Annotated in this window: 20 protein-coding genes; 17 read left to right on the top strand and 3 right to left on the bottom strand. The window is 65.7% G+C overall.

Annotation, left to right across the window (positions count from 1 at the left end; genetic code table 11):
* The first annotated feature begins 157 nt into the window (after positions 1-157).
* From LG047_RS01725 to LG047_RS01700, 6 genes are all read left to right on the top strand, one after another.
* Positions 158-1,162: a MoxR family ATPase gene (locus LG047_RS01725; protein WP_227964915.1), complete on the top strand. Its 1,005-nt coding sequence runs from the start codon at positions 158-160 to the stop codon at positions 1,160-1,162.
* Position 1,163: 1 nt separating this feature from the next.
* Complete coding sequence (locus tag LG047_RS01720) at positions 1,164-2,105, top strand: DUF58 domain-containing protein (protein ID WP_227964913.1); 942 nt, start codon at positions 1,164-1,166, stop codon at positions 2,103-2,105.
* A complete protein-coding gene (locus tag LG047_RS01715; protein WP_227964912.1) occupies positions 2,105-4,891 on the top strand; it encodes a DUF4159 domain-containing protein in 2,787 nt (928 codons plus the stop codon). The genes LG047_RS01720 and LG047_RS01715 overlap by 1 nt, the downstream gene beginning before the upstream one ends.
* Positions 4,888-6,966 carry a hypothetical protein gene (locus LG047_RS01710; RefSeq protein WP_227964901.1) on the top strand — a complete coding sequence of 693 codons (2,079 nt, stop codon included), beginning with the start codon at positions 4,888-4,890 and terminating at the stop codon, positions 6,964-6,966. The genes LG047_RS01715 and LG047_RS01710 overlap by 4 nt, the downstream gene beginning before the upstream one ends.
* Positions 6,967-7,045: 79 nt before the next feature.
* On the top strand, positions 7,046-7,258 hold the full coding sequence (locus tag LG047_RS01705) for a DUF5397 family protein (RefSeq protein ID WP_227964898.1): 213 nt from the start codon (positions 7,046-7,048) through the stop codon (positions 7,256-7,258).
* The gene (locus LG047_RS01700) at positions 7,258-7,545 is read left to right on the top strand and encodes a virulence factor (protein WP_227964897.1); all 288 of its coding nucleotides are present in this window, start codon (positions 7,258-7,260) and stop codon (positions 7,543-7,545) included. Before LG047_RS01705 ends, LG047_RS01700 begins: the two co-directional genes overlap by 1 nt.
* A 23-nt stretch (positions 7,546-7,568) precedes the next feature.
* Here the strand turns inward: LG047_RS01700 and LG047_RS01695 are convergent, their stop codons facing one another.
* A complete protein-coding gene (locus tag LG047_RS01695) occupies positions 7,569-7,868 on the bottom strand; it encodes a hypothetical protein (RefSeq protein ID WP_227964894.1) in 300 nt (99 codons plus the stop codon).
* 134 nt (positions 7,869-8,002) lie between these two features.
* On the opposite strand from LG047_RS01695, the gene LG047_RS01690 reads away from it, so the two are divergent.
* Together LG047_RS01690 and LG047_RS01685 are read left to right on the top strand one after the other, a co-directional pair.
* Complete coding sequence (locus LG047_RS01690) at positions 8,003-9,115, top strand: anhydro-N-acetylmuramic acid kinase (protein WP_227964891.1); 1,113 nt, start codon at positions 8,003-8,005, stop codon at positions 9,113-9,115.
* Positions 9,116-9,202: 87 nt separating this feature from the next.
* Entirely contained in the window at positions 9,203-9,805 is a 603-nt protein-coding gene (locus LG047_RS01685) for a redoxin family protein (RefSeq protein ID WP_227964888.1), read from the top strand.
* Between the two features lie 27 nt (positions 9,806-9,832).
* Here LG047_RS01685 and LG047_RS01680 read toward each other — a convergent pair whose 3' ends face one another.
* Entirely contained in the window at positions 9,833-10,507 is a 675-nt protein-coding gene (locus tag LG047_RS01680; protein WP_227964885.1) for an alpha/beta hydrolase, read from the bottom strand.
* 246 nt (positions 10,508-10,753) lie between these two features.
* Between LG047_RS01680 and LG047_RS01675 the strand changes: the two genes are divergently transcribed.
* From LG047_RS01675 to sufB, 4 genes are all read left to right on the top strand, one after another.
* Entirely contained in the window at positions 10,754-11,455 is a 702-nt protein-coding gene (locus tag LG047_RS01675) for a hypothetical protein (RefSeq protein ID WP_227964881.1), read from the top strand.
* Positions 11,456-11,542: 87 nt separating this feature from the next.
* Positions 11,543-12,691, top strand: a complete 1,149-nt coding sequence (locus LG047_RS01670) for a hypothetical protein (RefSeq protein ID WP_227964879.1) — start codon at positions 11,543-11,545, stop codon at positions 12,689-12,691.
* 56 nt (positions 12,692-12,747) lie between these two features.
* Positions 12,748-13,899 (top strand): cysteine desulfurase family protein, encoded by a 1,152-nt coding sequence (locus tag LG047_RS01665; protein WP_227968403.1) that lies wholly within the window; start codon positions 12,748-12,750, stop codon positions 13,897-13,899.
* Between the two features lie 57 nt (positions 13,900-13,956).
* On the top strand, positions 13,957-15,426 hold the full coding sequence (gene sufB, locus LG047_RS01660) for a Fe-S cluster assembly protein SufB (protein WP_227964877.1): 1,470 nt from the start codon (positions 13,957-13,959) through the stop codon (positions 15,424-15,426).
* 25 nt (positions 15,427-15,451) lie between these two features.
* Here the strand turns inward: sufB and LG047_RS01655 are convergent, their stop codons facing one another.
* On the bottom strand, positions 15,452-15,745 hold the full coding sequence (locus LG047_RS01655) for a hypothetical protein (protein ID WP_227964874.1): 294 nt from the start codon (positions 15,743-15,745) through the stop codon (positions 15,452-15,454).
* Between the two features lie 15 nt (positions 15,746-15,760).
* Here LG047_RS01655 and LG047_RS01650 point away from each other — a divergent pair, with 15 nt between their 5' ends.
* The 5 genes from LG047_RS01650 to LG047_RS01630 are packed head-to-tail and all read left to right on the top strand — an operon-like array spanning position 15,761 to position 19,779.
* Positions 15,761-16,045, top strand: a complete 285-nt coding sequence (locus LG047_RS01650; RefSeq protein WP_227968400.1) for a type II toxin-antitoxin system RelE/ParE family toxin — start codon at positions 15,761-15,763, stop codon at positions 16,043-16,045.
* 40 nt (positions 16,046-16,085) lie between these two features.
* Positions 16,086-16,838 (top strand): Fe-S cluster assembly ATPase SufC, encoded by a 753-nt coding sequence (sufC, locus tag LG047_RS01645; protein WP_036281547.1) that lies wholly within the window; start codon positions 16,086-16,088, stop codon positions 16,836-16,838.
* A gap of 4 nt (positions 16,839-16,842) precedes the next feature.
* On the top strand, positions 16,843-18,135 hold the full coding sequence (gene sufD, locus LG047_RS01640) for a Fe-S cluster assembly protein SufD (protein WP_227964871.1): 1,293 nt from the start codon (positions 16,843-16,845) through the stop codon (positions 18,133-18,135).
* Positions 18,132-19,388 (top strand): cysteine desulfurase, encoded by a 1,257-nt coding sequence (locus LG047_RS01635; RefSeq protein WP_227964869.1) that lies wholly within the window; start codon positions 18,132-18,134, stop codon positions 19,386-19,388. Before sufD ends, LG047_RS01635 begins: the two co-directional genes overlap by 4 nt.
* Positions 19,389-19,407: 19 nt before the next feature.
* Positions 19,408-19,779: an SUF system Fe-S cluster assembly protein gene (locus LG047_RS01630; RefSeq protein WP_227968397.1), complete on the top strand. Its 372-nt coding sequence runs from the start codon at positions 19,408-19,410 to the stop codon at positions 19,777-19,779.

The raw sequence follows: 19,779 nt of genomic DNA, 5'->3' as shown, positions 1-19,779 counted from the left end.
CATCAATCGCGCCGCCGCCACAATTCGCGCGCCTTCGCTGTTAAGTATGGCCGCCGAAGCTGAAGGCGCGTTCGCTTTCCTGATCGACAAAGCTCCCCGGCGAACTAAGTTGGAAACGACTGCGGCCCGCCGCGACTTAGCAGAGAATCCCCGACACATGACCTCACCCGAACTTGCGCCGACCTCGCTCGAGACCGCCGTCGTCGAATCCGCCGAACGCGCGCTGGACCATATCGGCCGCGCCCGGGCCGCCATCGGCGCCGTCATCTTCGGACAGGACGAGGTGGTGGAGCAGGCGCTGGTGACGATCCTCGCTGGCGGCCACGGCCTGCTCGTCGGCGTGCCGGGTCTCGCCAAGACCAAGCTTGTCGAGACGCTCGGCAAGGTCCTGGGGCTCGCCGAGCAGCGCGTGCAGTTCACGCCCGACCTTTTGCCCGCCGACATCATCGGCTCGGAAGTGCTGGAGGAGGGCGCCGATCGCTCGCGCGCCTTCCGCTTCATCAAGGGGCCGATCTTCGCGCAGCTCCTGATGGCGGACGAAATCAACCGCGCCTCGCCGCGCACGCAGTCCGCCCTGTTGCAGGCGATGCAGGAGCACCATGTCAGCGTCGCCGGCAAGCGCTACGACCTGCCGCGCCCCTTTCATGTGCTCGCGACGCAAAATCCGCTGGAGCAGGAAGGCACCTATCCGCTGCCGGAGGCGCAGCTCGACCGCTTCCTGATGCAGATCGACGTGCATTATCCCGACCGGGCCAGCGAGCGCCGCGTGCTTCTGGAGACGACCGGCGAGAAATCCGTCGATCCGGCTCAGGCTCTCGACGCCGAGGAGTTGATGGCGACGCAGCGCCTCGTGCGGCGGCTGCCGGTCGGCGACAAGGTGGTGGACGCGATCCTTGATCTCGTGCGCGCCGCCCGTCCCGACGACGGCGATCCGGCCATCGCTCCGCATGTCGCCTGGGGGCCGGGGCCGCGCGCCGCACAGGCGCTGATGCTCGCCACCCGCGCCCGCGCGCTCGCCACGGGTCGCCTCGCGCCTTCGCTCGACGACGTGGCCGCGCTCGCCGCGCCGGTGCTGCGTCACCGCATGGCCCTGAATTTCGCCGCCCGGCGCGAGATGAGCGTCTCCGACCTCATCGACAAGCTCGTCGCGCGGATCGGGTGACATGAGCCTTTTCGGCAGTGTCGAGACGCGCTCGTACGACTCTGCGACGCGCGGGGTGGCGGACGCAGCCGCGGCGGCGGATCTCGCCGCGCGCCTTCCGCGCCTCGTCGCCCGCGCGCATGAGATCGCGGCGAGCGTCGCCTATGGCGTTCACGGCCGCAAGCGCGCCGGGGTTGGCGAGACCTTCTGGCAATATCGCCCCTTCATGTCCGGCGAGGCGGCCCATCGCATCGACTGGCGCCGCTCCGCGCGCGGCGACCAGCTTTACGTGCGCGAGCGTGAATGGGAGGCTGCGCATGACTATTTCATCTGGATGGACTGCTCGCCTTCCATGGCCTTCGCCTCGTCGCTCGCATCAGACGACAAGCTGGCGAGAGGCGTGACGCTCGGGCTGGCGCTCGCCGATGTTCTTGTCCGTGGGGGCGAGCGGGTCGCTGCGCTCGGCCTCACCGCGCCTGTTTCTGCGCGCGACGTGATCGACCGGCTGGCCCGCGCTCTCTATGAGCGCGCTGGAGAGACGGCGCGGGACGAACTGCCGCCGCAGGCGCCGCTGCGGCCCCGCGCCCGTGTGGTGTTGATTTCGGACTTTCTCACCGAGCCGGAAGCGCTCGCCGTGAGGCTGCGCCAGTTTGCGGACGCCGGCGCCTCCGGCGCGCTGCTGATGATCATCGACCCGAGCGAGGAAAGCTTCCCCTTCGCCGGAGAAACCATGTTCCTCGACACGGACGGCGGCCCGACTTTCCACGCCGGCGACGCCCGGAGCCTGCGAGTGGCCTATGCTCAACGGTTCGACGCCCATCGTGAGGCGGTTCGCGCCGCGGCGCGGGGGGCAGGTTTCCTTTGCCTTCAGCATCATACCGACCGGCCGGCTGCGGAAGCGGCGCTGACGCTCGCCATGGGCCTGCTTGGAGCGGGCTCCTCCGGTCTGGAGGAGCGGCGCTGATGGGCGGCCTTTCCTTTGCCGCGCCGCTGGCGCTGGTCGGGCTTGCGAGCCTGCCGCTGATCTACTGGCTGCTGCGGATTACGCCGCCACGCCCGCGGGAGATCATCTTTCCGCCGACGAAAATCCTGCGCGAGCTGAAGCCGGACGAAGAAACCCCCTCCAGGACGCCGTGGTGGCTCACGGCCCTGCGACTCGCGCTCGCCGCCGCGCTGATTCTCGCCATGTCCGGCCCGGTGTGGAGCCCCACCGGAGCGATGGTCATATCCTCCGCGCCGACACTCGTCGTGCTCGACGATGGGTGGCCCGCGGCGCCGACATGGGATCGGCGGATCAGCGCCGCCGCCGCCATCATCGAGAGCGCGGCGAGATCGGGCGCGCCCGTCGCTATTGCGGCCGTCTCCGAACCCGCGGCGCTGACGCTTACAGACGGCGCGCGCGCGCTGGAGAAGTTACGGTCGGCGCGCCCAAAGCCCTTTCTCGCGGATCGTCGCGCGGCGGCGGCGCAGGTTTCGGCGTTCGCAAAGTCACATGCAGGCGTGCGAATCGTGTGGCTCAGCGATGGACTCGCGCAGGGCGAGGCGGGGGCCTTCGCGAAAGCGTTGAAAGACGCCGCCGACGCCGGCGCGCGCGTAGAGGCGCTGACGGATGAACATGTTCCGAAGGCTCTCGCGGCGCCATCCAATGACGCGAGCGCGCTCAGCGTAGATGTGCTTCGCGCCAGCGTCTCGGACGGCGGCGCTTCCGTCATCGCCATTGACGCCAAGAGTCAGACTATTGGTCGGGCCGCCGTCGACTTCGGCTCGTCGCTGCGCGCCAAGGCGCAGCTCGATCTGCCGGTCGAGCTGCGCAACGACGTGAGCCAGCTACGCATCGAAGGTGAAAACTCCGCCGGCGCCGTGGCGCTTCTCGACGCGCGCTCGAAAGTCAAACGCATCGCACTCGTCGGCGGCGCAGGTCTCGACGAGGCGCAGCCCCTGCTTTCGCCACTCTACTATCTCGAAAAGGCGCTCGCGCCCTTCGCGCAATTGCGCCAAGCCCGTCCGGGCGCGGTCGAGCCGGTGCAGACGCTGCTCGCCGAGCGGCCAAATGTGATGGTTCTGGCCGACGTGGGCCTTGCGCCCGGGGAGACCTATGACGCGCTCGCGAAATTCGTCGACGACGGCGGGACGCTGGTGCGCTTCGCCGGTCCGCGTCTCGCCAACGCCGCCGATGATCTGCTGCCCGTGCGACTGCGCCGCAACGGCCGCGTGCTCGGCGGCGCCATGTCGTGGGAGACGCCAAAGGCGCTGAGCGATTTCGATGCGACGAGCCCCTTCGTCGGCCTGCCGGCGTCGAAGGACGTCAGCGTGCAGCGGCAGGTGCTGGCTGAGCCGGACCCCGGTCTTGTCCAGAAGACATGGGCGCGCCTTTCCGACGGAACGCCGCTCGTCACGGCCGAAAAACGCGGCAAGGGGCTCATCGTGCTCTTCCACGTCAACGCCGACACGAGTTGGTCGAACCTGCCGATTTCCGGCCTTTTCGTCGACATGCTGAAGCGCATCTCCGCGATGGCGGGCGAGTCGACCCGGCTTTCCGATGAAGACGAGTCCGCGCCGATGGAAGACCGTCGGATGCTGCCGCCGCTACGCGCGCTCGACGGTTTCGGCGCGCTCGGCGCTCCCGGGCCGGCCGCGCGGCCGATCCCGGCCGATTTCGCCGGCCCCGCCAGCGCCGAACACCCGCCGGGTCTTTACGGCGCCGGCGACGCCTTTGTGGCCGTGCAGGCGCTGAGGGCGGGAGATGAGTTGCAGCAATTCGACTTTGCCGGCGCCGGCCTGACGACCAGCGCTTTGAAATCGGGAGCGCCGGTCGATTTCCGCGGGCCACTCCTTGCCGGCGCGCTCGCCGCCTTCGTCGCCGACGCGCTGATCGTGCTCGTTCTCTCCGGAAAGTTGCGACTGCGGTCTCTCGCGACGGCCGCGGGGGCCGTGTTTATGCTCTCCGTATCGGCTCATATGGATTACGTAAGAGCGGAGACGCCGGCGAAGCCGGTCGTTACGCAGCGCGACAGGGAGGCGGCGCTGAACGCGCGTCTCGCCTATGTCGTCTCGGGCGACGCACGGGTCGATGAAGTCTCGCATCTGGGGCTCGAAGCGCTGTCGAAGGCGTTGTCGCTTCGCACCTCCTTCTCGCCGGGCGATCCGGTGGGTGTCGATCCGGCGAAGGATGAGCTGGCTTTTTATCCCATGCTCTACTGGCCGATCGTCGCCTCGGCCCCGCAGCCTGCGGCCCGGACCGTGGCGAAGATCGCGGCCTACATGCGACAGGGCGGCACCGTCATATTCGATACGCGCGACGCGCTCGCGCAACGTCCCGGCGACGCGGCGACGCCGGAAACGTTGTGGCTGCGCGAACTGACCAAGGGGCTCGACGTCCCCGAACTGGAAGTCGTGCCGCGTGACCATGTGATCACCAAGACATTCTATCTGCTCGACGGCTTCGTGGGTCGTTACGCCAACGGCGAGACATGGGTCGAGGCGCTTCCTCCCGAGCCCAAAGACTCGGCCGCGCGGCCGGTACGCGCCACCGACAGCGTCTCGGCGATCGTCATCACCTCGAACGACCTTGCGGGCGCCTGGGCGCAGGACAAGCGTGGCCAGCCGCTCTTTCCACTCACGCCGGGCGGCGCCCGCCAGCGCGAGATGGCGCTGCGCGGCGGCGTGAATCTCGTGATGTACACGCTCACCGGCAACTATAAATCCGACCAGGTGCATGTGCGCGACCTGCTGGAGAGGCTGGGGCAGTGACCGACCTCACTTTCGCCTTTTCGCCGCTTCTGCCGTGGCCCGCGCTCGCGGCCGCGGGCGTCATCGGCGCTCTCGTTCTCATTTTCGCCGCCGCCAAAGGGCAGCGCGGAGCGGCTTTGCGCGCGCTCGCGCTGGCGCTGATCCTCACGGCCCTTGCGGACCCTTCGCTCGTGCGAGAAAAGCGCGATCCGCAGAAGACCGTTGTCGCCGTGGCGCTCGACAAGAGCGAGAGCCAGAACTTTGGCGGGCGGACAGCGCAGACGGAGGAGGCGCGCAAGGCGCTCGACGCGGCGCTCGCCAAATTCGGCGACGTTGAAACGCGCGTCATAACCGCGACCAATGACGCCAGCGGAAATGACGGCACAAAGCTTTTCGGCGCCCTTTCCGAGGCGCTGAAGGATGTGCCCCCCGAGCGCGTCGGCGCCGCGATACTCGTTACGGATGGCGTCATCCACGACATCCCGGCAAAAGCTGAGGCGCTCGGGTTCAAGGCGCCGGTGCATGCGCTCATTACCGGCAGGGAGGGCGAGCGCGACAGGCGCATCGAACTCGTCGAGGCGCCGCGCTTCGGCATCGTCGGCAAGGACCAGACGATCCGCGTCCGCGTGATCGACACTGGCGGAGACGGCGCGCGCGCGCCGATCACTGTGCGCCGCGACGGCGAGTTGCTGCCGACCTACAGCCCCGTGCCGGGCGACATCGTCAACATTCCCGTGCGCATCGCCCACGGCGGGCCGAACATCGTGGAGCTGGAAGTTCCGGCCGCGCCGGGCGAACTGACGCTCGTCGACAACAAGGCGGTTGTCGCGATCGAGGGCGTGCGCGACCGGCTGAAGGTCTTGCTCGTGTCCGGTGAGCCGCATCCGGGCGAGCGAAGCTGGCGCAACCTGCTGCGCGCCGACGCCAATGTCGAGCTGGTGCATTTCACCATTTTACGCCCGCCGGAAAAGCTCGACATCACGCCGGCGAGCGAACTGTCGCTGATCGCTTTTCCGACGGCCGATCTCTTCGGGCGCAAGATCAACGAGTTCGATCTCATCATCTTCGACCGCTACTCGAACCAGACATTGCTGCCCTCGATCTATTTCGAGAATATCGCGCGCTATGTCGAGAAGGGCGGCGCCTTCCTCGCCGCTGTGGGGCCGGATTACGCGACGCTGCGCGGCCTCTATTACTCGCCGCTCGAAAACATCCTGCCCGCCCGCCCGGACGGCGCGCTGTTCGAACAGGCGTTCAAGGCGCGCGTCAGCAAGGACGGCGAGAAACATCCCGTTACGCGCGGGCTTGCAGGCGCCAGATCCGATCCTCCGGCCTGGGGCGAGTGGTTCCGGCAGGTCGACGCCAATGTGCTGAAGGGAACGTCGATTCTCTCGGGCGCGCGCGACAAACCGCTGCTGGTGCTGTCACACGAGGGCAAGGGCCGCGTCGCTCTCCTGCTGTCGGATCAGATCTGGCTGTGGGCGAGGGGTTATGACGGCGGCGGACCGAACGCCGATCTCACGCGCCGCCTCGCGCATTGGCTGATGAAGGAGCCCGATCTCGAGGAGGAGGCGCTGCGCGCGAGCGCCCGCGGCCGCGAGGTGACCGTGGAGCGCCAGAGCCTGAAGGACGTGGCTGCGCCCGTCATGGCGACGGCGCCTTCCGGCGCCCGGGAGGAGATTGCGGTGACGCAGAGCGAGCCGGGCCTGTGGCGCGCGCATTTCGACGCGAAGGAAATGGGCCTGTGGCGCTTCGAGAGCGACGGCCTTACGGCCCTCGTAAATGTCGGGCCGGCGAACCCGCGCGAATTCCGCGAGGTCGCGTCCACCACCGAGAAGCTGCAGCCCCTCGCCGAAGCGACGGGCGGCACGGTGCGGCGCCTGAGCAAGAACAGCGACGCCGTGACCATGCCCCGCGTCGTCGAGATGCGCGACGCCAACCGCTATGGCGGCGCGGACTGGATCGGCGTTCGCCAGACGGGCGCCTCGACGCTCGTTGGCGTGGAAGTGACGCCGCTGGGCCTCGGGCTGTGGGCGATGCTGGCGCTGCTGGGCGTGGTCGTGGCGGCGTGGGGCTGGGAGGGGAGGAGGGGGTGATCCCTTCCTGTTTTGCGTTCGGAAAAAAGTGGCGGCTCCCGGAAATTGAAGCCGGTGAGGGCCATGATAAGGTGCTCCCATGACTCAGACCGCCGCTTCCTTCATTCCCGACCCGGGAGAACTGGTTGGAACCTTTCGCCGGTTCGGCTCCTTCGGCCCGGCTTATGAAATCATCGGCGTTGGCGCGGAAGAGCCGCTCGGCGACCGCTGGATGAAGGTTCGCGTCGTCGAGTCGGGCGAAGTTCTCGATTACAAATTCAGCGACATTCTGGACGACCCGAAGGAGCGCTGATGTTCGCCATTGCGTTCGATCTGGTTGTCGCCGAGACTCAACTGCGCCATCCGAAAGGCGTCGCTCAGGCCTATTCGGATATTCGAGACACCCTCTCCGAATATGAATTCGATTGGGTGCAAGGCAGCCTCTATGTCAGCAAGAATGAGGACATGGCGAAGTTGTTCTCGGCAATTATGGCATTGCGGACCCTGCCGTGGTTCCCGCACTCCGTACGGGACATTCGCGCTTTCCGCGTCGAGCAATGGTCCGACTTCACGCAACTGGTGAAGGCGAGCAAGAGGTGACCTCGACGCCGGAAGCCGCCCGCTCAACGGCCGTCGTTGAAATAGCCGTTGGCGTAGCCCTGACGGAAAAGCATTTCATTGCGGCCGTCGAATTCGCCCTGATGGCGCCGGTATTCGGCGCTCTGACCCGCGGCCTTGTCGGCCTTTCCCGCGGCGATTCCCGCCTTGTAGGAATCGCACCCGCCCTGGTCCGCGGCTCCCGGACAGCCTGAGAGGTTGCCGGAAGGGGGCATGGCGGCGGGCGTAGCGAGCGGCTGTCGCGCAGGCTGATTGCAGGCGGCGAGGGCGAGCAGGGCGGCGCAAATGAGGAAATAACGCGTCAAGTCAGAACTCCATTGCCGTGGTTTTTTCCCAATGACGCGCTGATTTGGCCAAAATTTGATCGCCGGGGGCGTCGGCGTCGCTCGCGGTTGGGCAAATCGCGTAATCTGTTGCGGTCGCACTGGGAGATTCGCCTTTGCCCCTCTACCGCTCAATCGGCCTCATGTCCGGCACTTCCATGGACGGCGTCGACGTCGCGCTCATCGAGACGGACGGCGACGCGGCCATAACGCTCGGGCCGACGGGGCATTATCCCTATACCGATCCCGACCGCGCGCTGTTGCGCAATGCGCTGGCCGAGGCTGCGACCCTGGAGGACCGCGACGCGCGGCCGGGCGTGCTGGCTTTCGCGGAAAAGATGGTGACAGACCGCCATGCGGAGGCGGTCGAGACCTTCCTGCGCGATAATGCGATCGAGGCCGGCGGCGTCAATATCGTCGGCTTCCACGGCCAGACCGTGCTGCATCGGCCCAAGCAGACGCTCACCATCCAGATCGGCGACGGGCAGGCGCTCGCGAACCGCCTCGGCATTGACGTGGCTTACGATTTCCGCGCCGCCGACATCGCCGCAGGCGGGGAGGGCGCGCCGATCGTGCCGGTGTTTCACCGGGCGCTCGTCATGGCCGGCGGCATGAAGGGCGAGGTGGCGCTGCTCAATATCGGCGGCGTCGCCAATGTGACCTATGTGGCCGACGGCGAGGAGCCCATCGCCTGCGACACCGGCCCCGGCAATGCGCTGATCGACGATCTGATGCTCCAGCGCACCGGCGCGCCGATCGACCGCCATGGCCATATGGCGGCGCGGGGGCGGGTGAACGAGGCGGCGCTGTTGCGCATGCTCGCGCATCCGTTCTTCGACCAGCCGCCGCCGAAGTCTCTGGACCGCAACGCCTTTGCGCTTGACGCCGTGAGCAAGCTCTCGACCGAGGACGCCGCCGCGACGCTCACCGCCTTCACGGCGGCTTCCGTGCTGAGGCTTTTTCCGCATTTGCCGAACCAGCCGCAACTGCTCATCGTCTGCGGCGGCGGCGCGCGCAATCCGATACTCGTGCGCGAACTGGTGATGCGCCTGCCATGCAAGGTCACGACGGCCGACGCCGTCGGCTGGTCCGCCGACTCCATGGAGGCGCAAGCCTTCGCCTATCTCGCCGCGCGGGTTCTGGAGGGATTGCCGCTCACATTCCCGACAACGACCGGCGCGCCATCGGCCTTGCCCGGCGGCGTGCTGGCGCGGGCGCCGGACGACTGATGGAAAAGCTGCGCGTCTGAGATTTCGCCAACGATAAATTCATCATTCTCGGCAATGAGTGATCGAAGCGGAGCCGGAGCCGTTTCGATGCCGACGCATAGCCCACCGCAGAACCGCCCCCGCGAATGGTTCGCCACGCGACGCAGCCTCTTGCTCGGCGCGATGGGCGTCGCGGGTCTGGGCGCCGGCGGCGCGGTCGTCGAGCATGTCTGGAAGAAGAAGGATATTTCGGCGCGGCTCTTCAATCCCTTCTCGATCGGGAAGTTCGAGCTTGCGGCCGTACCGGGCCTGCTCGACGCCGAGGGCAAGCCCGTGCCGGGTTTCTCCAGCGCCGATCTCGCGGGGAAGCGCTCGCTTTTGAATGTCTGGGCGTCCTGGTGCCCGAGCTGCCGGGCGGAGCATCCGCTGTTGATGGCGCTGGCGAAGCGCAATCTCGCGCCGATTTACGGCGCGGATGTAAAGGATCCGCCCGAGCGCGCCAGATATTTTCTGGCGAGGCATGGAAATCCCTTCGTCGCCGTCGGAGCCGACGAGCGGACCTATCTGCAGCGCGCGCTCGGCGCCCGGGGTGTGCCGGCGACTTTTGTCGTGGGACCGGGACCCGTCGTCGAGTGGTCGACCTATGACCCGCTCGACGAGGAAACGATCGAGAAAGAGATCGTTCCGAGGCTTCTGGCGAAGGTGGGGTGATCGCGAGCCCGAAGGCTCGCGACATCTTCAGTCGCCGCGCGCGGGAATGGCGATGCGCGGCGGATTGCCCAGCCGCTTGTCGAGATAGGCGTCGACATGGGCGATCAGCGGCTCGACCTTGTTCTCGAAGAAGTGGTTGGCGCCCTCGACCACCGCGTGCTCGATGACGATGCCCTTCTGGGTCTTGAGCTTCTCGATCAGCCCCGTCACTTCCTTCAGAGGCGCCACGCGGTCCTGGTCGCCGTGGATGAAGAGGCCCGAGGACGGGCAGGGCGCGAGGAAGGAGAAATCGAATCTGTTCGCCGGCGGGGCGACCGAGACGAAACCCTCGATCTCCGGCCGGCGCATGAGCAACTGCATGCCGATCCATGACCCGAAAGAGACGCCGGCGATCCAGCAGGCGCGCGCCTCGGGGTTGACGGCTTGCGCCCAGTCAAGCGCGGCGGCGGCGTCGGAGAGTTCGCCCGAGCCGTGGTCGAAAGAGCCCTGCGAGCGGCCAACGCCCCGGAAATTGAACCGCAGCACGGAAAAGCCTCGTTCCGCGAAGGCGTAATAGAGATGGTAGACGATCTGGTTGTTCATCGTCCCGCCGAACTGGGGATGCGGATGCAGCACGATCGCGATCGGCGCCCCGCGGGTGGCGGACTGATGGAACCGGCCTTCCAGCCGGCCGGCCGGACCGGTGAAGATGACTTCGGGCATTTGGAAATCCCTGTGGAAAAAGGGCAGGCGCGCGTTCTAGCACGCGGGGGCGTGTGAATTGCAAGGAATTTCGTCATCGGCAGATCAGTAAGCGAGCCGCATCGGGGGCCACTTTAAAGCGTAGCTGGGGTGTGGCAGACTCCGGGAGCGCGTGGGCCTTGGGACCGAGCCGAGTCGGCTTTTTCCGCTTTTGGGCCCCGCCTTGGTGACCGCAACAGAAATATTTTCAAATTGAGGGGGCTTGTGATGAAAATGCGCTTTGTCGTCGTGTCTGGCTTGCTGCTGATGACCTGCGCCGCGCAGGCGGCAGGCGTGAGAAAGACGAAACTCTTTGCCGCAAATGACTCGGCGCTTGCAGGTTACGTCGCCACTCCGCCTGCCGGCTGGGCTCTGAACTACACTTTTGGCCCCGCGTCACCAGCGACGGCCGCAACGCAGCAATTTTATGCGATAACCAACGCTTCTTCCCTGACTTCCCCGACAACGCTCCCGCCAAAGGCCGCGATAACAATCCTGGGCCCCACGGGCGCCATCGTTTCGAAAGAGTTGCTCCCGGCTGCCGGGCAGACGGTCCTCGCTGACTGCAAGATTTTGAATCCGGCCACCGGGCTAAACAATGTTTGCCCGGCGCCGACCGTCGCAATGGTGGGCCTTCCGCAGTCGCTTCCCGGAAGAATGCTGGTTTCAATGATGAAAACGACATACACGATGAATTTCCCCACTGGGTTCAAGGTATGGACGTTTGCGTTCGACCCGGCTGCGCCGATCGGGAGCGTCGACCGCTGGACACAGATCGACCTCCGGACGATTTCGACCGCGAATGTCGCCTCGCTGGGGTCCGGCTTTGCGAATGTGTTTCTGAACTATCTGTCGGTAAACACGAATGTTTATGTGTTTACGAGAGAAAACGCGACGTCTACGAGCGTGTTTAGGGTGACGAACAAGTAAAGCGCTCGGGCCGCCTGCGTAACAGCCGAAACAGGACAGCCGTCGCCTGACGTGAGCAGGCGGCGGCTTTTTTCGGGACGCCGGCCAATGATGGCTGAACTGACCTTTCAATCGAACGCCTGTCCGACCGGATCTGTCGGGGGACTACCGCGGCTCCCGCGCGGCCCCCACATCTTACGCATGGCCCGGAAACTCATCCTCGTTTCGTTGAGCTTTCTCACCGTCGCGCTCCTTGTGCTGACGACGATCAATTTCAGCCCCGCCCTTGATGGCTGGCGGATGATTCGTTCGGCCGACGATCCCGCGGCCCTGACTGACGCGCAGCTCGACAAGTCCCTGACGCCCGCACGCTTTTCCGAGGAACTCGATGCGGCGCTTGCATCGCGAGACGAGGATCTGGCGGCGAGTTTCATCGATCTCGGCTCCGAGCGCGGGCTTGCCCCAAGCCCTGCCCAAAAAGCGCGGCTCGAGGAATTGCGCGCGGGCGCCGGCGACAAAGCTCTCGAGGAATTTGCAGAGGGCTTCGTCCATGGCGATCGCGACAGCGGCGCCGCTTTCGCCGGCGCGCTGGCGGGTGATCTTACAGGCTACGGCGACGCCCGCGACCTTTGGAACGAGGCGGCGAAGCTCGCGCGGGGCGAGAAGGCGGACGAGCTGGTGATCGGCCTCGCCGCCACGGGTCTCGTGCTAAGCGCGGCCGCCTGGAGCAGCATCGGCGCGGTGTTGCCGGCGCGTGGGGGATTGACCCTGGTCAAGACCGCTCAGAAGACGGGGCGCCTGACGCGCCCTTTGGCGTTGGCCCTGACCCGAACGGCCGCCAGGGCGATCGACCGCGAAGCGCTCACAGCCGGGCTTGCCGCTGCGGCGAAGCTCGATCTTGCCGCAAGCCGCGCTGCGGCTGCGCGCGTCGTGCGGCCGGGCGCTCTGGCGACGTTCCGCGCGCTTGGCGAAGACGCGGCGGTTCTCTACCGTCAGGCCGGGGCGCGTGGCGCAAAGCAGGTTCTCGCCCTCGCGGAAGACGGCGCGCAAGTGCGGAAGGCGGCCCGCCTCGCGGCCGTGAAGGGGGGCAAGACCCGCGCCATCCTCGCTACGCTCGGGCGTTCGGCGCTCGGGCTGGGAGCGCTCGCCGTCACGGCGGCCAATGCGATTTTCGCCTCGCTGGCCGGCCTGCTCGGGCTCGCGATGCTGGCGCAGCGCCTCGGGTTCTGGCTGGGGCGGCGCCTGCGTTTTTCCTGATGGGGCGAGGGCGGCCTCTCCCATATTGCGGCGCCAGCGGCTAAATCTCCCGCATGATGCGCATCTATCTCGACCACAACGCCACATCACCCCTTCGTCCCGAGGCGCGGGAGGCGGCGCTTGCGGCGATGGAGACGCTCGGCAATCCGTCCTCTGTCCACGCCGAGGGTCGGGCGGCCAAGGCGCTGCTGGAGAGCGCCCGGAGCCGAATCGCGCAGGGAATCGGGACGGCGCCGCGCAATGTCACCTTCACCAGCGGCGCGACCGAGGCCGCCAATCTGGCGCTGACGCCAATGCTCCAGCGGGGGAAGGAGACCGCGCCGTTCGACCTGTTGCTCGTGGGCGCGGGTGAGCACGTGGCGGTGCTGCAGGGCCATCGTTTCCCCTCCTCGGCGGTGGAATCGGTCCCACTCACGCCCCGGGGTCAGCTTTCGCTGGACGCACTCGACGCCGCGCTCGCCCGCCACTCCGGCAAGCGCCTGATGCTTGCGTTGCAACTCGTCAATAATGAAACCGGAGTCATCCAGCCGGTCCGGGAGGCGGCCGAGCGTGTCCATGCGGCGGGCGGCGTGCTGATTTGCGATGCGACGCAGGCGATCAGTCGGATCGAGACGACATTTGCGACAACTGGCGCTGATCTTTTGTTCTTTTCCTCTCACAAGCTCGGCGGGCCTGCGGGGGCCGGGGCGCTTGCCGTCGCGCGCGACGAACTCCACATATCCGACAAGCTCTTACGCGGCGGCGGGCAGGAGTTCGGCCGCCGTGCAGGAACAGAGAATGTCGCCGCGATCGCCGGCTTTGCGGCGGCTTTCGAGGCGGCGCTCTCGGCGACGGGCAAGGAAAATCCGCGACTCGGCGAATTGCGCGGCCTGATCGAATCGCAGATCGCGCAAATCGCGCCGGAAACGCGGTTTTTCGGGGCGGAAGCCCCCCGGACGGCGAACACGAGCGCTTTCGCGATTCCCGGCCTCAGCGCCCAGACGCTGCTGATGTCGCTGGATCTCGAAGGGGTTGCGGTGTCGAGCGGTTCGGCCTGTTCGTCGGGGAAAGTGCGGGAATCCCACGTCCTTGCGGCGATGGGGGCGACAGAAAAAGTAGCTTTGCGCGTCAGTCTGGGTTGGTCTTCGCGCAAAGAGGATGTAGAACAGTTTGGAATGGTTCTTGCGAAAGTCGTGCACCGATTGAGGTCGCGGCGATCCATCGCCTAGAACGGCGGACCGATCGGCCGGCGGGCCTTGAACCCGTCGTGACGAGGAGAAAGAGAAATGGCGGCTCGTCAGGAGACCGTTGCGCGCGTCGAGTCCATCGACGTCGACGCCTATAAGTACGGGTTTACGACCGACATCGAGTCGGAGAAGGCCCCAAAAGGCCTCAGCGAAGACATCGTTCGCTTCATCTCCGCCAAGAAAAACGAACCGGAATGGCTGACCGAATGGCGGCTTGAAGCCTATCGCCGCTGGCTCACCATGAGCGAGCCGAACTGGGCGCGGGTTCATTACCCATCGATCGACTATCAGGACCTCTATTACTACTCGGCGCCGAAATCGACGCCGGGGCCGAAGTCGCTCGACGAGGTCGATCCCGAACTGCTGCGCACCTATGAGAAGCTCGGCATTCCGCTGCGCGAGCAGGAAATTCTCGCCGGCGTCGAGACGCGCAAGGTCGCCGTGGACGCCGTGTTCGATTCGGTCTCCGTCGCGACGACCTTCAAGGAAGAGCTGGCCAAGGCCGGCGTGATCTTCTGCCCGATCTCCGAGGCCGTGCAGACTCATCCCGAACTGGTGCGAAAATATCTCGGCTCCGTCGTGCCGGTGACGGACAATTTCTACGCGACGCTGAACAGCGCCGTCTTCTCGGACGGCTCCTTCGTCTATGTGCCGAAGGGCGTGCGCTGCCCGATGGAGCTTTCCACCTATTTCCGCATCAACGAGCAGAAGACGGGGCAGTTCGAGCGCACGCTGATCATTGCGGACGAGGGCTCATACGTGAGCTATCTCGAAGGCTGCACGGCGCCCAAGCGCGACGAAAACCAGCTTCATGCGGCGGTGGTGGAGCTGATCGCGCTGGATGACGCGGAGATCAAATATTCCACCGTGCAGAACTGGTATCCCGGCGACAGCGAGGGCAGGGGCGGCATTTACAATTTCGTAACCAAGCGCGGCGATTGCCGCGGCCGCAACTCGCACATCTCGTGGACGCAGGTGGAGACCGGTTCGGCGATCACCTGGAAATATCCGTCCTGCATCCTGCGCGGCGACAATTCGCAAGGCGAGTTCTATTCGATCGCCGTGTCGAATGGTCATCAACAGGTCGACAGCGGCACGAAGATGATCCATCTCGGCAAGAACACGAAGAGCCGCATCGTCTCGAAGGGCATTTCCGCCGGCAAGTCGCAGAACACCTATCGTGGGCAAGTCTCCGCGCATCGCAAGGCGGAAGGGGCGCGCAATTTCACCCAATGCGACAGTCTGCTGATCGGCCATGACTGCGGCGCGCATACGGTTCCCTACATCGAGTCGAAAAACCCGAGCGCGCAATTCGAGCACGAGGCGACGACGTCGAAGATTTCGGATGATCAGCTTTTCTACGCCATGCAACGCGGCCTCTCGGCGGAGGAAGCGACGGCGCTGATCGTCAACGGCTTCGTGCGCGAGGTGCTGCAGCAGTTGCCGATGGAATTCGCTGTCGAGGCCCAGAAACTGATCTCGATTTCGCTCGAGGGGAGCGTGGGGTGATGACAAGCGGCGCGGCTATGAAAGGCTACTGGTTCGATAGAACCGTCACGATGCGGAGCACGCAATGAGCGGGCATCTGGTTCAACTTTCTCTCCCGGACGACCTTGCGGCGGAAGTATCGGCCGCCGTTGAACGCGGCGAATACGCGACTGAAAGTGATGCGCTTCTCGGCGCCGTCGAGCAGTGGCGGGCCCAGAGACAGGCCGATGCGATCGGCGTGGAAGAGTTGCGGCGCCTCGTCAAAGAAGGGATCGAAAGCGGTCCCGGACGTTTCGAGAGTTTCGAAGACATTCGCGCGGAGGCGCGCCGTCGTTTTCATGGCGCGTAAGCGGTGATGCAGCTTCGCCGCTCCGCGCGCGCCGAGCAGGACCTGATCGAGATATGGAACTTCATCGCAAAGGACAACGAGACTGCCGCGGATCGGATCTTCGATCTGCTCGTGGCAAAATCGGAACTTGTGGCCAGGAGCCCCGCGATCGGGCGTCTACGAAAGGAGCTCGGAGACGACGTTCGCAGCACTCTGGCGGGCTCTTGGGCGGTCTTCTATCGCGTGCATCCCGACTACGTGGAAATTCTTCGCTACCTGCATACGCGTCGCCGCATACCGGAAGTTCTCTAGCGCGCCTGCGCCCATCTCCCATCTGGCTAGGACTCGCATAATGCTCGAAATCAAGAATCTCCACGTCTCGGTCGGCGACAGGAAAATCCTGAAGGGTCTTACGCTGACCATAAAATCCGGCGAGGTCGCGGCCGTCATGGGGCCGAACGGCACCGGCAAGTCGACGCTCTCCTATGTGATCGCGGGCCGCGAAGGCTATGAAATCACCGAGGGCGAGGTGTTGCTCAACGGCGAGAACATTCTCGAACTCGAGCCGCATGAGCGCGCCGCGCGCGGCCTGTTTCTCGCCTTCCAATATCCGGTCGAAATTCCCGGCGTCGCGACCATGACCTTTCTCAAGGCGGCGATGAACGCCCAGCGCCGGTCGCGCGGCGAGCCGGAATTGCAGACGCCCGACTTCATGAAGCGCGTGCGCGAGGCTTCCGCCAGGCTCGGCGTCTCTCAGGAAATGCTTCGCCGTCCGTTGAACTCCGGCTTCTCTGGCGGCGAGAAGAAGCGCATGGAAGTGTTGCAGATGGCCCTGCTCGAACCGCGCGTCGGCATCCTCGACGAGACCGACTCGGGGCTCGACATCGACGCGCTTCGCGTCGTGTCGGAGGGCGTCAACGCGCTGCGCTCGCCGGAGCGCTCCTTCCTCGTCATCACGCATTATCAGCGGCTGCTCGATTACATCAAGCCGGATACGGTGCATGTGATGGCGCAAGGCCGCATCCAGCGCAGCGGCGGGCCGGAGCTGGCGCTCGAACTCGAAGAGCGCGGCTATCAGGACTACATTGCGGAAGAGGCGGCGTAGCCCGATGGTGAAGCTCGCGACAGAAGCCGAGGCGGCGCTCTCCTCCTTCTACGAGGAAATGCGCGAAAAGGGCGCGCCGCGTCTGCGCGAAGCGGCGTGGGACGACTTCTCGCGCAAAGGCCTGCCGAACCGCCGCGTAGAGGCGTGGCATTACACCGATATCAAGGCCGCGTTGGCGAAGCCCGCGCCCATCGCCGCCGCCTCCCGCGCCGCGCCGTCGCTGGAGCGGGCGCACGACTCGCTGCGTCTGGTAATCCTCGACGGCGTGTTTCGTCCCGATCTTTCCGACGTCGCCCGCCTGCCGGAAGGCGTCGTCGCCCAGTCGCTGCGCGACGCGCTCGCGCAAAGCGATCCACAGGTCATGGACGCGCTGGCGAGCGCCGACGTCGGCGCCGACGACGCGATGGTGTCGCTCAACGCTGCCCTGATGCAGGACGGCGTGGTGCTGCGCATTGCGCCCGGCGCCGTGATCGAGCGTGCGATCGAGCTCGCAAGTTTCGTCTCTACGGACGCTGCGCAATCGACATTTTCGCGTTCGCTCGCGCTCGTCGGCAAGGGCGCGCGCGCGACGCTCATCGAGACAGTCGGGGCGCTCGCAAATGCGCCCGCGCAGGACAATCAAACATTGATCTTGCGGCTGGCGGCCGGCGCCGCGCTCGATCTCGTCAGCCACGTCTCGGGGGCCGCCGAGCAGGCCGTGCGCGTGCTGAGCCTCCTCGCGCATCTCGACGAAGGCGCGACAGTAAAATCTTACGCGCTCATCGAGGGCGCCGGGCTGCTGCGTCGCCAAATTTTCGCGCGGCTCGACGGAGAACGGGCGCATATCGCGTTGAATGGCGCGACGCTCGCACGGGGCCGGCAACATGCGGACACGACTCTCGTCGTCGATCACGCCAAACCGAATGGCGAGAGCCGCGAGCGCTTCCGCAACATTCTCGACGAACAGAGCGTCGGCGTGTTTCAGGGCAGGATCGTCGTGCGTCCCGGCGCGCAGAAGACCGACGGCGCCATGCAGTCGAAGGGCTTGCTCCTCTCCGACGGCTCGACGATGAACAACAAGCCCGAGCTGGAAATCTTTGCGGACGACGTGCAATGCAGCCATGGCGCGACGTGCGGCCGGCTCGACAAGGATCAGCTGTTCTATCTCATGGCGCGCGGGCTGCCTCGCCGCGAGGCCGAGGCGCTCCTGATCGAGGCCTTCGCCAATGAGGCGATGGAGGGACTCGACGACGACGCGCTGCAAGCGTTTTTCGCGGAGAGAATATCGGCGTGGCTGTCGCGGAGGATTACGCGATGAACCAGATCGCTCACGCAGTGCGTCCTCCCGAAACAGCCTATGACGTGGAGGCGATCCGCCCGGATTTCCCAATTCTCGCGGAGCATCCCTATGGCAAGCCGCTCGCCTATCTCGACAATGCCGCCTCGGCGCAGAAGCCGCGCGCGGTGATCGAGCGGCTGACGCATTTCTACGAGCACGAATACGCCAACGTCCATCGCGGCCTGCATTACCTCGCCAACGCGGCGACGGACGCCTATGAGGGCGCGCGCGAGACCATGCGGCGCTTTCTCAACGCCGAGTCGACGGACGAGATCATCTTCACGCGCGGCGCCACCGAGGCGCTGAATCTCGTCGCCGCATCCTACGGGCTCGCGCACATAGGCGAGGGCGACGAGATCATCCTCTCGCTCACGGAGCATCACTCAAACATCGTTCCCTGGCATTTCCTGCGCGAACGCAAGGGCGCCGTGCTGAAATGGATCGAGGTGGACGAGGACGGGCGCTTCGATCTCGACGCCTTCCGGAACATGTTCACCGAGCGAACGAAGATCGTCACGATGACGCATATGTCCAATGTGGTTGCGTGGCCGACGCCGATTGCGGAGGTCGCGCGCATCGCCCATGCGCATGGCGTTCCGCTGGTCGTCGACGGTTCGCAGGGCGCGGTGCATCTCGATGTCGACGTTCGCGCGCTGGATGTCGATTTCTACATCGTCACGGGACACAAGCTTTACGGGCCCACGGGCATTGGCGCGCTTTACGGCAAACGGAAGTGGCTCGAAAATCTGCCGCCCTTTGCCGGCGGCGGCGAGATGATCGAGACCGTCACGCGCGACACCGTGACCTACAACGCGCCGCCGCATCGCTTCGAGGCCGGCACGCCCCCGATCGCGCAGGCGGTCGGACTGGCTGCGGCGCTGGATTATATGGAAAGAATCGGCCGCGGCGCGATCCGCGCCTATGAGGCGGGCCTCACGGCCTATGCGCATCAGCGTCTCTCGGAGATCGAGGGGCTCCGCATTTTCGGCCGCGCGCCGGACAAGGGGCCGATCCTTTCTTTCGACATGGCGGCTGCGCACGCGCACGACATTGCGACGATCATCGACCGTTCGGGCGTCGCGGTGCGCGCCGGCACGCATTGCGCCATGCCGCTGCTGTCGCATTTCGGCGTGACCTCGACCTGCCGCGCCTCCTTTGCGCTTTACAACACGCGCGAGGAGGTCGATCGGCTGGCCGAGGCTTTGCTTAAGGCTCAGAAACTTTTCTCGTGAGGAGACTGGCGTGCTCATGATGGAAGAGGCTCTCAACACCGGCGAGACCGCTACGGCGACGGCGGCGCCGGCCGTTTCCGAAGACTCCGAGCGCCTGACGGCCGACATCGTCAAGGCGCTCAAGACGGTCTACGACCCGGAGATTCCCGCCGACATCTACGAACTCGGACTCATCTACCGGGTCGATATTTCCGATGACGGCGTGGTTGAAATCGACATGACGCTGACCGCTCCGGGCTGTCCTGTCGCGGGCGAAATGCCCATATGGGTCAAGAACGCGGTGAGCGCCGTCCCCGGCGTCAGCGACGTGAAAGTCAATATGGTGTTCGATCCCCCGTGGGATCAAAGCCGGATGTCGGACGAGGCGAGAGTCGCGCTCGACATGTGGTGA

Origin of the sequence: Methylocystis sp. WRRC1, assembly GCF_020733155.1 — a bacterium.
In the GTDB taxonomy this organism is placed as follows: domain Bacteria; phylum Pseudomonadota; class Alphaproteobacteria; order Rhizobiales; family Beijerinckiaceae; genus Methylocystis.
The sequence above is the reverse complement of the archived record's forward strand: the minus strand, read 5'-3'. Positions and strand labels throughout refer to the sequence as shown.

Excerpts from the sequence above, each read along its gene's own strand:
- LG047_RS01700 (WP_227964897.1), top strand. The coding sequence starts at position 7,258 with ATGTTCGCCATTGCGTTCGATCTGGTTGTCGCCGAGACTCAACTGCGC.
- sufD (WP_227964871.1), top strand. The coding sequence starts at position 16,843 with ATGGTGAAGCTCGCGACAGAAGCCGAGGCGGCGCTCTCCTCCTTCTAC.
- LG047_RS01670 (WP_227964879.1), top strand. The coding sequence starts at position 11,543 with ATGATGGCTGAACTGACCTTTCAATCGAACGCCTGTCCGACCGGATCT.
- LG047_RS01630 (WP_227968397.1), top strand. The coding sequence starts at position 19,408 with ATGGAAGAGGCTCTCAACACCGGCGAGACCGCTACGGCGACGGCGGCG.
- LG047_RS01675 (WP_227964881.1), top strand. The coding sequence starts at position 10,754 with ATGAAAATGCGCTTTGTCGTCGTGTCTGGCTTGCTGCTGATGACCTGC.
- LG047_RS01650 (WP_227968400.1), top strand. The coding sequence starts at position 15,761 with ATGCAGCTTCGCCGCTCCGCGCGCGCCGAGCAGGACCTGATCGAGATA.
- LG047_RS01685 (WP_227964888.1), top strand. The coding sequence starts at position 9,203 with ATGCCGACGCATAGCCCACCGCAGAACCGCCCCCGCGAATGGTTCGCC.
- LG047_RS01655 (WP_227964874.1), bottom strand. The coding sequence starts at position 15,745 with ATGAAAACGACGGCGCGCCTCCGCGCGAATGTCTTCGAAACTCTCGAA.
- LG047_RS01705 (WP_227964898.1), top strand. The coding sequence starts at position 7,046 with ATGACTCAGACCGCCGCTTCCTTCATTCCCGACCCGGGAGAACTGGTT.
- sufB (WP_227964877.1), top strand. The coding sequence starts at position 13,957 with ATGGCGGCTCGTCAGGAGACCGTTGCGCGCGTCGAGTCCATCGACGTC.
- sufC (WP_036281547.1), top strand. The coding sequence starts at position 16,086 with ATGCTCGAAATCAAGAATCTCCACGTCTCGGTCGGCGACAGGAAAATC.
- LG047_RS01720 (WP_227964913.1), top strand. The coding sequence starts at position 1,164 with ATGAGCCTTTTCGGCAGTGTCGAGACGCGCTCGTACGACTCTGCGACG.
- LG047_RS01665 (WP_227968403.1), top strand. The coding sequence starts at position 12,748 with ATGCGCATCTATCTCGACCACAACGCCACATCACCCCTTCGTCCCGAG.
- LG047_RS01635 (WP_227964869.1), top strand. The coding sequence starts at position 18,132 with ATGAACCAGATCGCTCACGCAGTGCGTCCTCCCGAAACAGCCTATGAC.
- LG047_RS01725 (WP_227964915.1), top strand. The coding sequence starts at position 158 with ATGACCTCACCCGAACTTGCGCCGACCTCGCTCGAGACCGCCGTCGTC.
- LG047_RS01715 (WP_227964912.1), top strand. The coding sequence starts at position 2,105 with ATGGGCGGCCTTTCCTTTGCCGCGCCGCTGGCGCTGGTCGGGCTTGCG.
- LG047_RS01680 (WP_227964885.1), bottom strand. The coding sequence starts at position 10,507 with ATGCCCGAAGTCATCTTCACCGGTCCGGCCGGCCGGCTGGAAGGCCGG.